Source organism: Janthinobacterium sp. FW305-129 (genome assembly GCF_020858115.1).
Taxonomy (GTDB): Bacteria; Pseudomonadota; Gammaproteobacteria; order Burkholderiales; family Burkholderiaceae_D; genus Janthinobacterium.
This window is the reverse complement of sequence record NZ_JACYMM010000025.1, coordinates 1-13004: the sequence shown is the minus strand read 5'-3', so window position 1 is coordinate 13004 and position 13004 is coordinate 1. Positions and strand designations below refer to the sequence as shown.

Annotated in this window: 13 protein-coding genes and 2 tRNA genes; 10 read left to right on the top strand and 5 right to left on the bottom strand. The window is 64.2% G+C overall.

Annotation, left to right across the window (positions count from 1 at the left end; all coding sequences use genetic code 11):
- The first annotated feature begins 10 nt into the window (after window positions 1-10).
- The 4 genes from IGS61_RS27500 (at window position 11) to IGS61_RS27485 (ending at window position 1600) form a co-directional block, all read left to right on the top strand.
- A tRNA-Asn gene (locus IGS61_RS27500) sits at window positions 11-86 on the top strand.
- Window positions 87-209: 123 nt separating this feature from the next.
- Window positions 210-536: a Dabb family protein gene (locus IGS61_RS27495; RefSeq protein WP_230542469.1), complete on the top strand. Its 327-nt coding sequence runs from the start codon at window positions 210-212 to the stop codon at window positions 534-536.
- Between the two features lie 92 nt (window positions 537-628).
- Window positions 629-704, top strand: a tRNA-Asn gene (locus tag IGS61_RS27490).
- Window positions 705-889: 185 nt separating this feature from the next.
- On the top strand, window positions 890-1600 hold the full coding sequence (locus tag IGS61_RS27485; RefSeq protein ID WP_230542468.1) for an alpha/beta hydrolase: 711 nt from the start codon (window positions 890-892) through the stop codon (window positions 1598-1600).
- Window positions 1601-1621: 21 nt separating this feature from the next.
- On the opposite strand, the gene IGS61_RS27480 is transcribed toward IGS61_RS27485, so the two are convergent.
- The 4 genes from IGS61_RS27480 to IGS61_RS27465 form a co-directional block, all read right to left on the bottom strand.
- Complete coding sequence (locus IGS61_RS27480; RefSeq protein WP_230542467.1) at window positions 1622-2590, bottom strand: alpha/beta fold hydrolase; 969 nt, start codon at window positions 2588-2590, stop codon at window positions 1622-1624.
- 122 nt (window positions 2591-2712) lie between these two features.
- Window positions 2713-3744, bottom strand: a complete 1032-nt coding sequence (locus tag IGS61_RS27475) for a sulfotransferase (protein ID WP_230542466.1) — start codon at window positions 3742-3744, stop codon at window positions 2713-2715.
- Window positions 3741-4478, bottom strand: coding sequence for an aspartyl/asparaginyl beta-hydroxylase domain-containing protein (locus IGS61_RS27470; protein WP_230542465.1), 738 nt, complete (start codon window positions 4476-4478; stop codon window positions 3741-3743). The genes IGS61_RS27475 and IGS61_RS27470 overlap by 4 nt, the downstream gene beginning before the upstream one ends.
- Window positions 4463-4951 carry a GNAT family N-acetyltransferase gene (locus tag IGS61_RS27465; RefSeq protein ID WP_230542464.1) on the bottom strand — a complete coding sequence of 163 codons (489 nt, stop codon included), beginning with the start codon at window positions 4949-4951 and terminating at the stop codon, window positions 4463-4465. The genes IGS61_RS27470 and IGS61_RS27465 overlap by 16 nt, the downstream gene beginning before the upstream one ends.
- Before the next feature lie 156 nt (window positions 4952-5107).
- Here IGS61_RS27465 and IGS61_RS27460 point away from each other — a divergent pair, with 156 nt between their 5' ends.
- The 6 genes from IGS61_RS27460 to IGS61_RS27435 all read left to right on the top strand — a co-directional run bounded on the left by IGS61_RS27460 (window position 5108) and on the right by IGS61_RS27435 (window position 11948).
- Window positions 5108-6121, top strand: coding sequence for a hypothetical protein (locus IGS61_RS27460; RefSeq protein ID WP_230542463.1), 1014 nt, complete (start codon window positions 5108-5110; stop codon window positions 6119-6121).
- Window positions 6122-6241: 120 nt separating this feature from the next.
- Window positions 6242-6892 carry a sorbitol dehydrogenase family protein gene (locus IGS61_RS27455; RefSeq protein ID WP_230542462.1) on the top strand — a complete coding sequence of 217 codons (651 nt, stop codon included), beginning with the start codon at window positions 6242-6244 and terminating at the stop codon, window positions 6890-6892.
- A 5-nt stretch (window positions 6893-6897) separates the two neighbouring features.
- Entirely contained in the window at window positions 6898-8556 is a 1659-nt protein-coding gene (locus IGS61_RS27450; protein ID WP_230542461.1) for a GMC family oxidoreductase, read from the top strand.
- Window positions 8553-10022 carry a c-type cytochrome gene (locus IGS61_RS27445; RefSeq protein ID WP_329958093.1) on the top strand — a complete coding sequence of 490 codons (1470 nt, stop codon included), beginning with the start codon at window positions 8553-8555 and terminating at the stop codon, window positions 10020-10022. Before IGS61_RS27450 ends, IGS61_RS27445 begins: the two co-directional genes overlap by 4 nt.
- A gap of 151 nt (window positions 10023-10173) precedes the next feature.
- Window positions 10174-10575: a GtrA family protein gene (locus tag IGS61_RS27440; RefSeq protein WP_070224166.1), complete on the top strand. Its 402-nt coding sequence runs from the start codon at window positions 10174-10176 to the stop codon at window positions 10573-10575.
- Between the two features lie 74 nt (window positions 10576-10649).
- Window positions 10650-11948 (top strand): NCS2 family permease, encoded by a 1299-nt coding sequence (locus IGS61_RS27435; RefSeq protein WP_230542460.1) that lies wholly within the window; start codon window positions 10650-10652, stop codon window positions 11946-11948.
- A gap of 69 nt (window positions 11949-12017) precedes the next feature.
- On the opposite strand, the gene IGS61_RS27430 is transcribed toward IGS61_RS27435, so the two are convergent.
- Window positions 12018-12725 (bottom strand): GntR family transcriptional regulator, encoded by a 708-nt coding sequence (locus tag IGS61_RS27430; protein WP_230542459.1) that lies wholly within the window; start codon window positions 12723-12725, stop codon window positions 12018-12020.
- Window positions 12726-13004: the final 279 nt, after the last annotated feature.

Here is a 13004-nt window from a genome sequence, read left to right as displayed (position 1 = left end):
CGGCCTCTTTTCCCTGATAGCTCAGTTGGTAGAGCGACGGACTGTTAATCCGCAGGTCCCTGGTTCGAGTCCAGGTCGGGGAGCCAGAATTCGGAAGGCCATGTTGAAAAACATGGCCTTTTTTGTTTTCCGCCCCTGCCAGCAGGACTGGCCGGTGCGTGATCGCGTTTTGCGCTATCCTGAATGCATCACTTCAGGAGCACCTTCCCATGACTTGTACCTCCGCCTTGCGCCATATCGTCCTGTGCGACTTCCTTGACGGCATCACTTCTGCCAAGCATGCCGAGCTTGTGTATGAATTTTCCCAGTTGAAACACCGCATTCCCGGCATCCTGCAATTCGAGTGGGGGCCGAACGTCAGCCCGGAAGGCCTCGACGATGGTTTTACCGATTGCTTCAGCCTCACCTTTGCCGGCGCTGGCGCGCGCGACGTCTACCTGACCCATCCGGCCCACCTGGACTTTGTCGAGCTGCTCAAGCCATGGCTGGGGCGGGTGCTGGTCGTTGACTATAGCCCCCAGGAAAATCCCGGCTGAACGGCAACGCGCCAGCGAGCGAGGGAAAAATGCGTTTTTCGCTGGCGAAGTCTGGACATCTGAAAGTTTGCCCTATAAAATGCGGCCTCTTTTCCCTGATAGCTCAGTTGGTAGAGCGACGGACTGTTAATCCGCAGGTCCCTGGTTCGAGTCCAGGTCGGGGAGCCAGAACATCAGCAGTATCGAAAAGCCCAGCCTTCACCGGTTGGGCTTTTTGCGTTTCAGGGGCCGCATGACACCCATGTCGCCGGCCCTTGATCCACCGCACAGCGCGCCAGGCATCCGGCGCTAAGCTGGAGGCAGCAGGGCGTCTGCGACCCTGTCATCGCCTTCAACTTCCTGGAGAGGCTGAAATGGATGAAGTTACCAGTGCTGGGTCGGCAACGATCGTGCTCGTGCATGGCGGTTTTGTCGACGGATCGGGCTGGGAAGGTGTCTACCGGGCGCTGCGTGACGAAGGCTGCCACGTTGCTATTGTGCAAAACCCGACGCTCTCGCTGGCGGACGACGTGGCCGCGACGGGCCGGGTCATCGCCGCGTCGCCGGGCCCCGTGGTTCTCGTCGGCCATTCGTATGGCGGCGCCGTGGTCACGCAAGCGGGGAACGATCCCAGGGTCAGGGCATTGGTCTACATTGCGGCCTTTGTGCCGGATCAAGGGGAGTCTGTCGATTCCTTGCTGAAAAATGCCCCGCCTGGCGCGCCCGTGCCGCCGATCTTGCCGCCGCACGATGGCTTCCTGCTGCTCGACCAGAAAAAGTTTGCGGCTGCCTTCGCCGCCGATGTGCCCAGGCACAAGGCCAACTTCATGGCGGCATCGCAAGTGCCCTGGGGCGTGGCCGCCCTGACCGGCGTGGTCGCCACGCCGGCCTGGCGGCACAAGCCCAGCTGGTACCTGGTCGCTACCGGGGACAGGATGATTGCACCGGCGATGCAGCGCGAGATGGCCGGACGCGCGGGCTCGACGGTGGTCGAAGTCGCCGGCAGCCATGCCATTTACATTTCGCAAGCCCATGCGGTGGCGTCACTGATACGCAAGGCCGCGGCAAGCATTGCCGGCGACTAGGCCAGGCTACGGGACGTTGCATCAGGACTTGGCAGCCGCATCCAATGTCTTGATGATGGCTTCTTGAAATTGCACCGGTTCATCCTGGTGTATCTGGTGCCCGGAATGCTCGAAGAAAAACAGTCCCTTCTTTGGCGCCTTCAAGGTGTCGAAATACGCTTGCGTGATCCTGGTCGAGGTCTGGATATCGTTCTTGCCGACGAAGAAATACACGGGGCAGTCGACGCTCTTCAAGGTCTTCGGCAGATCGATGTGCATGACCTCGTTCCAGACGGGCGACCAGGTCTTTGACCATTGCAGAAAGCCCGTCTTGAAGCCCTCGCTCGTGGCAAATGCCTTGCCATCCTTGTAAAAAAGCCATTTTCTTAAATAGAACATGCTTTCGTCACTGGCAAACGGAAAACTGATGCTGTCCAGCTCCTGACTGGCGGCGGCATTGTCCTTGAAGTGCGCTTTCAAGGCTTGCAGCAATTCCTTCTCGCTTTCCAGCTGGCTCACGACAGGATTCGACGCGAAATAGGCATGCAGCAGTTCCGGGTGATGCTTGACGATATAAAAGCCCAGGACGTTGCCCCAGGAACTGCCCAGCAAGTATATCTTGTCCTGTTTTAATTCCTTGCGCAGAAATTGGATGACTTGATACGTGTCCTGCTCCATTTGCCCGACGGATGGCTGCGTGGGCGACGGATTCAGTTTCAGGGTTTTGCCCGCGTCCCGCTGATCCCATTGCACAATCGTAAATCTGCTTTTCAGGATATTCGTAAAGGCATCCGCGCCCTTGATCATGGAGCTTCCCGGGCCGCCCGATAAAAACAGCAGGACGGGTTTGTTCACATCGTCCGTCCTGATTTCCACTACTTGCTTGATGCCGCCGATGTCGGGCGTCAGGGTGGTGCTGACTTCCGTGGAAACGGGTTTCGCTTCCGCCAGGGCTTGCGCCTGGCATGCGCAGAAGGGAAGCAGGGCGGTAAAGAGTACTGCCAATGTCATTTTTTTTATCATGGTGTGAGGGTCAGTTTCAGGTTGCTTGCAAGGGCGCCGCAGTTGAGCAGCTAGATGTCGCATGGTCTCCATCGGGTACGTCGATATGTCTCCTTGTTAGAAAATTGTTTTTATGGAAAGTATTTGCGTTGCTCCGCATGCAGACGTAGCGCTTCCAGCATTTGATAGGCCGGCTGCAGCTGCGCGGCGATGGCGGTCAGGCAGCCGGCCGCGGCCACGGGCGCATCGCCGTGATAGGGCGTGCCGTATTTCGCATGCACGCCGCCCCGTGCGCGCATCGTCTGCAACTGCGCGGCCGTGGGGGCGATGCCGAGGCGGGGCAGCAAGTCGCTGAACAGGAAGTCCGGCAATTGGCTGTAGTTGATTAACTGCAACTGGCCGGCGGCCGCATGGGGCCGTGCGGCGTCGAACAGGCTGGCCAGCACCAGGCCCGTATAACCATCGAGATCACCGGGCGCCAGCTGGTGCGCGGGCAGCGGCAGCTGCGCCGGATGCAGCATGCCGGGCACCATTTGCGGACCGCGCTGGCGCTGGTGCGAGGCGAGCACGGCCAGCGGTTCGCGGTAGACGAACAGGCAGGGCGTGGCGGGAAACGCTTGCCGCAGCAAGTCCAGGCTGTGGATGTGCCAGCAGTCCAGCTTGATGACAAGGTGGGTCTCCGCGCCGGAGCGGCGCTGGCCCAGTGCCAGGATGGCCTGGCGCAGCAGGGTGATGCAGGCAGCCGCGTCGCCGCTGTCGTGATACAGGCGCAGCAGCGAGTCGATGACGGGCGGCTCGGACATGACTATGCATTGCGGCAAGGATGCCAGCAGCCGGCTCAGCAGGGTCGAACCGCAGCGCGAGACGTGAAAAATGAAAACGTCTGGCGCCAGGCCATCGGCGAGCGTAGTCAGCGCCGCCAGCGGCGTGCGGCAGACGCGGCGCTCCTCATGCGGCTGGCGCGCCAGCGTATTGACGAAGAAGGCGTCGCTGAAGACCGTTTCTCCCAGGTCGCGCCAGCACAGGGCGGCGCCGGCCAGCACATCATCGCGTTCCACGTACAGCGGATACCAGCCGCGCAGATCCATGCCCTCGTGCCACGTCACCGTCTCGCCCCTGGCCAGCAGACGTTCTTGCTGGGCAAGGCCCGGCGCGGCGCTCATGGCGCGCTCCCGTCGGCCAGCGCGGCCAATTCCCTGGCCAGCGCCAGGCTGGCAGGCGAGGGCGACAGTCGCAGTTGGGCGATGACGGCCCGCACATTGCCATCATTGATGCCGGGGTCGCCATATTTGGGGGGCGCTTTCGGCACGAAGCCGGCCGCGGCGAACAGTGCTTCGAGCCAGGCGTTGGTGACGCAGTCCAGCACGAGGTGGATGCGCGGCGCGCTTCCCTGGTTGTGTACCGCGTGCAGGCAGCTGGCATCCATGTACCAGGCGTGCCCGGCCGTGAAATGCACGCTCTCGCCATCGACGGTAAACAGCACCTGCGGCGAGGTGTGGATGGGGATGTGGATGCGGATCAAGCCATCAGCCAGCGACGTGCCAGCGTCGCGGTGCGCGCGGATGAGGGCGCCCGGCGCCAGCGCCAGCAGGCGCGCAGAGTTGATCTCGCAGGCAAAGCTGGCGAGCACATCGCGCAGGCCGGGACAGCGCGCCAGTTGCGGCGTGGCGGCGTAGGCGGCGCCGTCGACGGGCATGATGTGGCTGGCCTGGCCGCCGGCCGAACGCAGCGGCACGCAGCTCCAGCCGCTGTCGTAGGCGCCCGTATTGAAATGGCTGATCCATTCGCTGGCGGCGAACTGGTCGCTGTCGCGCTGCAGGCGCGCCACGTCAAAGCGTAGCGGCAACTGCAGCCAGGTGCTGGGCGTGCCGGGCGCCGGCACTACGGCGCGCTCCATTCCAGCTGTTCCTGGACGTCGTTTTCCCCGCGCAGGCGAAAACCCAGCCGCTGGTACAGCGCGCGCGCGGCGGCGTTGCTTTTGTTGACGGCAAGGTGGATGCGGCAGTGCTCCGCGCCCGCTTGCGCCTGCAGGCCGCGCAGCACGGCGCTGCCGGCGCCCTGGCCTTGCGCGGCGGGCAGGATGGCGATATCGACCAGGTGCAGCACCTCGCCCTGGCGGTCCAGGATCAGGCGGCCGATGGGGGTGTCGCCGTGCTGCAACACCAGATACGCGGCGTGCGGATACGCTTGCCGGTAGCCGTGGCTTTGCATGCGCCGCTGCATGGCGACCAGCTGTTCGATGACGGCGGGCTCGGCCGGCATCTGGCGCAGGTCGTCGCGCGTGGAGCTGTATAGCGCGGCGGCAAAGTCATCGTCGTCGTCGCGCTGGGCGCGCAACTGGTAGGGGGCGGAAAGCGGCAAGGCGTGCATCGGTGCTCCGGTAGGTTTGACGGCTGATAGCGGATGGCGGCAAATGCGCAGGCGTTTATTTATTTGCTATGCTGCCAATTTTTCCCCGTACTTGCAATCATTTCAAGGAGGCCGCATGCATTCTGTCCGTATCCCGCTCCGCCAGCGGAGCTGCGCATGACGCCGGCACGCGCGGAACTGGCCGCCCTCGCGGCCGCCCTGTGCGATCCGCGGCGCTCCCTGGCCAGCCTGGTCGGCGAAACGGTGCGGCTGCGCCAGCTCGTCGAGCGCCACTCGCGCCTGTCCATGGACCGGCAGGACGGCTTGCGCGATGGCGAGAGTTTCCTGCCCAGCGGCTGGGCCATCTCGCCCGTGCAGGCGGGGCTGTGCGCGCGTGAGCCCTACCGCAGCGCCGCCTTCATCCAGGGCCTGGCGCTGGCCGTGCGCGAGCGGCTGGACGTGGGCGGCGGGCGGCCCGTGCGCGTGCTGTATGCGGGCTGCGGGCCATTCGCCTTGCTGGCCTTGCCCGTGATGGCCGTGTTCGATGCCAGCCAGGTGCAGTTTGCCATCCTCGACGTGCATGCCGAAACCCTGGCGTATGCGCGCGAGCTGATTGCAGCCCTGGGCCTGGACGGCCACGTTGCCGCGTATGTTTGCGCCGACGCGGCCGCCTGGCACATTCCTGCCGGCGCCATGCCGGACGTGATCGTCAGCGAAACCATGAATACGGCGCTGGGCAAGGAGCCGCAGGTGGCCATCCTGCGCAATCTGCACGCGCAGGCGCCCGGGGCGGCGCTGCTGCCGGCGGCCGTCACCGTGCACCTGGGCCTGGACCGGCGCAGCCCCGGCGAGCCGTGCGCCGACTGGGGGCGCGTGTTTGCCCTCGATGGTGACGCTATGCGCGCCTGGCAGGACGCACAGGACGGGCAGGGCGGCAGCCTGCCTGCCGCCAGCATCCGCTTGCCAGACGTGCTGGAGCAGGCGCCGCGCTTGCTGACGCGCATCCGCGTGCATGGCGATATCGTCCTGGGAGACCATGATTGCAGCCTGAACCTCCCGCTGGCGTTGCCGGGCAAGCCTGTCCTGGCTGGCGGCAGCGTGCTCGATTTCCATTACCGCCTGGGCGGCCAGCCGGGCCTGGCGTTTCGCCTGCGCGAAACGGCGCAATCGCACAAGGAAAATTCTCAGTAGTAATACTGCATTGGCAGACAATTTACTTCTGTAGGATAATATGGAACCGGTTCCATATGCTCATATGCAATGTAACGCAATCATCGAAGTCAATAAAACCATAAGTCTTGCGGGAGTCTCATGCACCATCCAGACAGCGAACCATCTGCATCATCCGTTTCATCCCTTCCCCGCATCAGCCGCCGTCACGCCCTGATCGGCCTGGCCGCCTTGCTGGCGCAGGCCGGTTTCTGGAGCAATCCGCTCTCGGCCGCCATGCAGGCGCCAGCCAGCGCCCCGGCTGCCGGCCCGGCGCCCGCGACCATGCTGTTCTACACCTTGTCGCAAACCATCACGGGACACCGCGACCTGTCCGCCGCGACGGCGGCGCGCATCGAGCAAGCCATGCGCACGAACGTGCCCGGCTTCGCCGGGCGCTTGCCGCAGCTGGGCGCGCTGCTCGTAACGGGCCAGGAAGCCAAGGCGCTGCTGGCGGCCGCTACAGCCGCGGACGCCGGCTTGCGCGAGCTGGCGCTGGCCATCGTTGCCGCCTGGTACACGGGCACCGTCGCCGGCAATGCGGCGCAAGGCACGAAGTCCATCGTCGTCGCGTATGCGGAAGCCTTGATGTACCGCACGGTGGCCGATGGCCAGGTCGTGCCGACCTATTGCAATTACGGCCCCCTGTGGTGGCTGAAGGCGCCGCCGGCCGTGCGCGTCTCCGCGCCCGTGGCGCCCAAACCCGTACCGGCCCCGGCCACCACCGGCACTCCCGAACCGAAAGGCAAGTAAGCAAAATGAAATCACCGCAATTCAAGAGTAATGGCGACGTCGTCGCCGATGTCGTCATCGTCGGCACGGGTGTCGTCGGCGCCATGATGGCCGACCAGCTGGCCGCGCAAGGCCATTCCGTGATCATGCTGGAAGCGGGCCTGCGCATCGAGCGGGGGCAAGCCGTGGAAAACTGGCGCAACATGCCGTTCGAAAACCGCGTCGGCTCCGACTTCCAGGGCCTGTATCCGCAGGCGGACAACGCGCCCGCGCCCCTGTATTTCCCAAAGAACAACTATGTGGAATTGTCCGGCCCCAACGGCAGCAGTTTCCAGCAAGGCTATCTGCGCACGGTGGGCGGCACGACCTGGCACTGGGCCGCGTCGTGCTGGCGCCATTTGCCGTCCGACATGCGCATGAAAAGCGATTACGGCGTCGGGCGCGACTGGGCCATTTCCTATGATGAACTGGAACCGTACTATTGCCGCGCCGAGCAGGAAATGGGCGTGGCCGGCCCCAACGATCCGGCGCTGCAGTCGCCCAGCGAGCGCAGCGCGCCGTACCCGATGGACATGGTGCCCTGGGGCTATGGCGACAAGCGCTTCGCCGAAGTGGTCAACCCGCACGGCTACCGGTCCGTGCCGATCCCGCAAGGCCGCTCGACGCGCCCATGGCAGGGCCGTCCCACGTGCTGCGGCAACAACAATTGCCAGCCGATCTGCCCCATCGGCGCCATGTACAACGGCATCCACCACGTGGAACGTGCCGAGCTGAAGGGCGCTGGCGTGCTGGCCGAGGCCGTCGTCTACCGCATCGACACGGACCAGAACAACCGCGTCACGGCCGTGCACTGGTATGACGCCAAGAAACAATCGCACATGGCGACGGGCAAGGCCTTCGTGATTGCCTGCAATGGCATCGAAACGCCGCGTTTGCTGCTGCTGGCGGCCAACCGGAACAATCCGAACGGCATCGCCAACAGTTCGGACCAGGTGGGCCGCAACATGATGGACCACTCGGGTTTCCACTGTACCTTCCTCGCCAATGAGCCGATCTGGACGGGACGTGGCCCCGCGCAGAGCAGCTGCCTGGTGGGACCGCGCGACGGCGCCTTCCGCGCGCAGTATTCAGCCAACAAGATGATCCTGAACAATATCACCCGCGTGGGACCTGCTACGCAGCAATCGCTGAAGCTGGGCCTGGTGGGCAAGGATCTCGACGACGAGATCCGCCGCCGCGCCGCGTTCGGCGTGGATCTGTCGATCAGCCTGGAACCCTTGCCCGAGGCGCACAACCGCTTGACCTTGAGCAAGACGCGCAAGGACCCGCTGGGACTGGCCTGTCCCGATATTTACTATGACGTGGGCGACTACGTGCGCGATGGCGCAAAGGCCGCGCATGCGCAGCTGGAACACATCGGCAAGCTGTTCGGCGCCGTGGAATTCCATATCACCGACAGCCTGAATGCGAACAACCACATCATGGGCGGCGTCATCATGGGTTCGAACCGCGCTGACTCCGTCGTCGACGGCAATTGCCGCGCCCACGACCATGCCAACCTGTGGCTGCCGGGCGGCGGCGCCATGCCGTCGGCCAGCGTCGTCAACACGACACTCAGCATGGCCGCGCTCGGCTTGCGTGCGGCCGACGACATCGCCCGCACCCTGGCAAGGGAGGCCGCATGATGCGCCGTTTCTTGCTGGGCCTGACCCTGGCGGCCGGCTTGCCGCTGGCCGCGCGTGCTTTACCACCTGTGCCGCCGGCGCCGCCCGTCACCCTGACGCCGGACCGTCCGGCCGCGCCTGCCGCTGCCCAGTCCGATGCGCGGCTGGAGCGGGGCCGCTACCTGGCCATCGCGGCCGATTGCATGGCTTGCCATACGGCAGCCGGCGGCAAGCCGTATGCGGGCGGCTACGCCATCGACTCGCCGCTGGGCACGATTTATGCCACGAATATCACGCCGTCGAAAAAAGGCGGCATCGGGCATTACAGCGAAGCGGACTTTGCGCGCGCCCTGCGCGCAGGCGTGCGCGCCGATGGCAGCCATCTGTATCCGGCCATGCCCTACACCAGCTACGCGCAGCTGACGGACGGGGACGTGGGCGACCTGTATTACTACTTCATGCAGGCAGTCAAACCCGTCGATGAACCGGCGCGCCAGACGGCCTTGCCATTCCCGTTCAATGTGCGCCTGTCGATGCTGGGCTGGAACACCTTGTTCCTCGACAATAAACGCTTTGTGCCAGATCCAGGCAAGAGCGCGCAGATCAACCGCGGCGCCTACCTGGCCGAAGGCCTGGCGCACTGCAGCGCCTGCCATACGCCGCGCAACGCGCTGATGGCGGAAATCGGCAGCCAGACCCTGGCGGGCGCCTCGCTCGGTTCCTGGCATGCGCCGAACATCACGTCCGACAAGGTTAGCGGCATCGGCGCGTGGACGGATGCGGAGCTCACGGCCTACCTGAAGACGGGCCACGTGGAAGGCAAGGGACAGGCGGCGGGCGGCATGGCCGAAGCTATCCAGAACAGCCTGCAATTCTTGCGCGACGATGACGTGGCCGCCATCGTCGCGTGGCTGCGTACGGTGCCGCCCGTGCGCGCGCCGGGGCAGACCAAGGCCGCCTTCAGCCATGGCAGCGCGGCCAGCGAAGAACCGCTGCTGCGCGGCATGGCCAGTTCCACCGAGCACCACTCGCTCAACAGCGGCGCCGTGCTGTTTTCCGGCTATTGCGCCAGCTGCCATTCGGCCAGCGGCGCCGGCAGCACGGGGCAAAGCTATCCGGCCCTGTTCAACAACACGGCGACGGGCGGCAGCACGCCAGCCAACCTGGTCTCGGCCATCCTGTTTGGCGTCGAGCGCAAGATCGAAGGGGAAGAGCACGAAGCGTTCATGCCCCGCTTCGACCAGCGCTCGTACGTGCAACCGTTGACGGACGAGCAGATCGCTTCGATCGCCAATTACGTGCTGAAACAGTATGGCAACCCGGACGTGTCCGTCACGCCCGCCTACGTGGCGCAGGCGCGCAGCGGCGGCGAAAAACCGCTGCTGGCGCGGGCGCAGCCATTCATGCTGCCGGGCGGCATCGTGGGCATCTTGCTGCTGATCGCGCTGTGCGTGTGGCTGCGCCGGCGCCGTCAAGTCAAGAAATAGGCATCGGAGCCGTGGAGTAGCGGCGGCGAATATGAACGTTGGGCGCAACTTGCAGTAAAATGCAGGCTGAAAAATGGTTACGAGCAATCGTAGCCATTTTTTATTCTGCCCCGATCCTGGCGATTGTTATCGTCTTATTTGAAAATTGACAATGTCCCATTCCCTGCATCACCAATTTTTGCGTTTCGCCGCCGTCGGCGCTTCCGGCACGGCCGTGCAATACAGCGTGCTGTGGGGCGGCGTGGAATGGGCCGGCATCAGCGCCGCCGCCGCGTCCGGCATCGGCTACATCCTCGGCTCCGTCGTCAACTACCTCCTCAATTACTTTTTCACGTTTAAGAGCGACAAGGGCCATGGCGAGGCGGCGTCCAAGTATTTCACCCTGCTGGGCATAGGCTGGTGCATCAATACGGGCCTGATGTGGCTGCTGGTACACCAGCTGGGCTGGTATTACTGGCTGGCGCAGGTGCTGGCGACGGGCATCGGGCTGGTGTGGAATTTCGCGGGCAGCCGCTGGTGGGCCTTCAAGCCGGCCGGCGCGCCGGGCAAGTAAGTAAATAGTTGCAAGAAAAAGATGCGCATAGTCCAAGACCAGGCGCGCGGTTTTACCAAAACAAGGGGTTAATCATGCAGTTCCTGGAACGCTATTTCAAACTGAAGGACAACGGAACCAATGTGCGCACGGAGCTGCTGGCCGGCCTGACCACGTTCCTGACGATGGCCTACATCATCTTCGTCAACCCGACCATCCTCGGCGACGCAGGCATGCCGAAAGACTCCGTCTTCGTTGCCACCTGTCTGGCGGCCGCCATCGGCACCCTGATCATGGGCCTGTACGCGAATTACCCGATCGCGCTGGCGCCGGGCATGGGCTTGAACGCGTATTTTTCGTATGCGGTGGTGAAGGGCATGGGCATGAGCTGGGAAGTGGCGCTGGGCGCCGTCTTCATTTCCGGCTGCCTGTTCATCCTGGTGAGCCTGTTCAAGATACGCGAGATGATCATCAACAGCATCCCGCCCGCGCTGCGCACGGCCATCACGGTCGGTATCGGCCTGTTCCTGGCCATCATTTCGCTGAAAAGCGCCGGTATCGTGGTGTCGAACCCCGCCACCATCATCGCGCTGGGCGACTTGCACAAGGCGGCGCCCATCCTGGCCATCCTCGGTTTCTTCATCATCGTCGCGCTGGACCGCCTGAAAGTGCCGGGCGCCATCCTGATCGGCATCCTCACCATCACCATCGCCAGCTTCTTCGTCGGCGGCAACCAGTTCAACGGCATCGTCTCCGCGCCGCCCGCCATCGAACCGACCCTGTTCAAGCTCGACATCATGGGCGCGCTGTCGATCGGCATCGTCAACGTGGTGCTGGTATTTTTCCTGGTGGAATTGTTCGATGCGACGGGCACCCTGATGGGCGTGGCCAACCGTGCCGGCTTGTTGAAAGACGGCAAGATGGAACGCATGAACAAGGCCTTGCTGGCCGACAGTACGGCGATCGCGGCCGGCGCCTGCCTGGGCACGTCCAGCACCACGGCCTTCGTGGAAAGCGCTGCCGGCGTGCAGGCGGGCGGCCGCACGGGCTTGACGGCCGTCGCCGTGGCGCTGCTGTTCCTGGGCAGCCTGTTCTTTGCTCCGCTGGCGCACACGGTGCCGCCGTATGCGACGGCGCCCGCGCTGCTGTACGTGGCTTGCCTGATGCTGCGCGAACTGACCTTCATCGACTGGGATGACAGCACGGAAAGCATCCCTGCCGCCATCACGGCGCTGATGATGCCGTTTACGTATTCGGTGGCCAGCGGCGTGGCCTTCGGCTTCATCACCTATGCGGTATTGAAACTGTTGACGGGCAAGGGCAAGCAGGTATCGGTGGTGGCCTACATCATCGCCGCCATCTTCCTGTTCAAGTTCATTTACCTGGGCGAATAGCCAGTTTTCCCGCAAGCAGTGACAAGGCCGCCCGTGCACCAGCAGGGCGGCCTTTTCTTTTGGCGCCGCTTACATCAGCAGCGCCGCCACCAGGTCTTTCCTGGCGTCGCCGGCGCTGCCGTCGAAGCGCAAGGCCGCTTCCACGTGCGCCAGGTGTTCGACCATCAGGCGCGCCGCCAGGTCCGCGTCGCCGCTGCGCGCCGCGTCGAGAAAACGGCCGTGTTCGTCGCACGAGCAGGCGGCATCGTGGCCCGATTGGTACAGCATGGTGATGAGCGAGCTGCGGCCCACCAGTTCGCGCACGATGTCGCGCAGCACGGCGTTGCCGGCGATATCGGCCAGCAAGACGTGGAAGTCGCCCAGCAGTTGCGAGCGCAACGGCGTCGCTTGCGCCAGCGCAAGGCGCTCCGCTTTCAGGTGCCGTTCCAGCATCTTGTAGTCGGCAGGTTTGGCCCGGGCGACGAATTCGCGCGCCAGGGCCGCTTCGATGACGCGCCGCGCGGCAAAGATGTCGCGCGCCTCCGCTTCGGTGGGCTGGCTGACGAAGGCGCCCTTGTCGGGCACCATGCGTATCAGTTTGTCTTTCGAGAGTATGAGCAGGGCGGCGCGGATCTTGGTGCGGCTGACGCCATACAGCCGGCACAGCGCCTCTTCGCGCAGCCGCGTGCCGGGCGGTAACTGGCGCGCCACGATGGCGGCCGCCATATGCTCGGCAATTTCCGCCGAGCTGTCGCCGCTGCCGGGCTTGTCCACGAGGGATGCGCTTGATTCTGTCATGTCGGGTGAGAGCAGTCAGCCAGGGGCAAGGTGAACCTTGCAAGCGCATGTCCGCGCGGCGGCGTGGTTGACGCCCCGCTGCCGGCATGCCGTGAGTGCCTTGCGTGTCAGCAAGGCCTGGCTATTCTACTATCTTGCGTGGCGCCGCGCAGACGAACCCAGCCACCTGGCAAGGCTAAGTAATCCTCAGGAAATTATTGTGAATTTATGACGAACAGAACCGGATGCTATGCAAGGCGCCCGCTGCGACGCAGTGCGAGCACTGCTAGCAGCGGGCAA

Coding starts and splice junctions, on each gene's coding strand:
- IGS61_RS27495 (WP_230542469.1), top strand. CDS start 210: ATGACTTGTACCTCCGCCTTGCGCCATATCGTCCTGTGCGACTTCCTT.
- IGS61_RS27485 (WP_230542468.1), top strand. CDS start 890: ATGGATGAAGTTACCAGTGCTGGGTCGGCAACGATCGTGCTCGTGCAT.
- IGS61_RS27480 (WP_230542467.1), bottom strand. CDS start 2,590: ATGACATTGGCAGTACTCTTTACCGCCCTGCTTCCCTTCTGCGCATGC.
- IGS61_RS27475 (WP_230542466.1), bottom strand. CDS start 3,744: ATGAGCGCCGCGCCGGGCCTTGCCCAGCAAGAACGTCTGCTGGCCAGG.
- IGS61_RS27470 (WP_230542465.1), bottom strand. CDS start 4,478: ATGGAGCGCGCCGTAGTGCCGGCGCCCGGCACGCCCAGCACCTGGCTG.
- IGS61_RS27465 (WP_230542464.1), bottom strand. CDS start 4,951: ATGCACGCCTTGCCGCTTTCCGCCCCCTACCAGTTGCGCGCCCAGCGC.
- IGS61_RS27460 (WP_230542463.1), top strand. CDS start 5,108: ATGACGCCGGCACGCGCGGAACTGGCCGCCCTCGCGGCCGCCCTGTGC.
- IGS61_RS27455 (WP_230542462.1), top strand. CDS start 6,242: ATGCACCATCCAGACAGCGAACCATCTGCATCATCCGTTTCATCCCTT.
- IGS61_RS27450 (WP_230542461.1), top strand. CDS start 6,898: ATGAAATCACCGCAATTCAAGAGTAATGGCGACGTCGTCGCCGATGTC.
- IGS61_RS27445 (WP_329958093.1), top strand. CDS start 8,553: ATGATGCGCCGTTTCTTGCTGGGCCTGACCCTGGCGGCCGGCTTGCCG.
- IGS61_RS27440 (WP_070224166.1), top strand. CDS start 10,174: ATGTCCCATTCCCTGCATCACCAATTTTTGCGTTTCGCCGCCGTCGGC.
- IGS61_RS27435 (WP_230542460.1), top strand. CDS start 10,650: ATGCAGTTCCTGGAACGCTATTTCAAACTGAAGGACAACGGAACCAAT.
- IGS61_RS27430 (WP_230542459.1), bottom strand. CDS start 12,725: ATGACAGAATCAAGCGCATCCCTCGTGGACAAGCCCGGCAGCGGCGAC.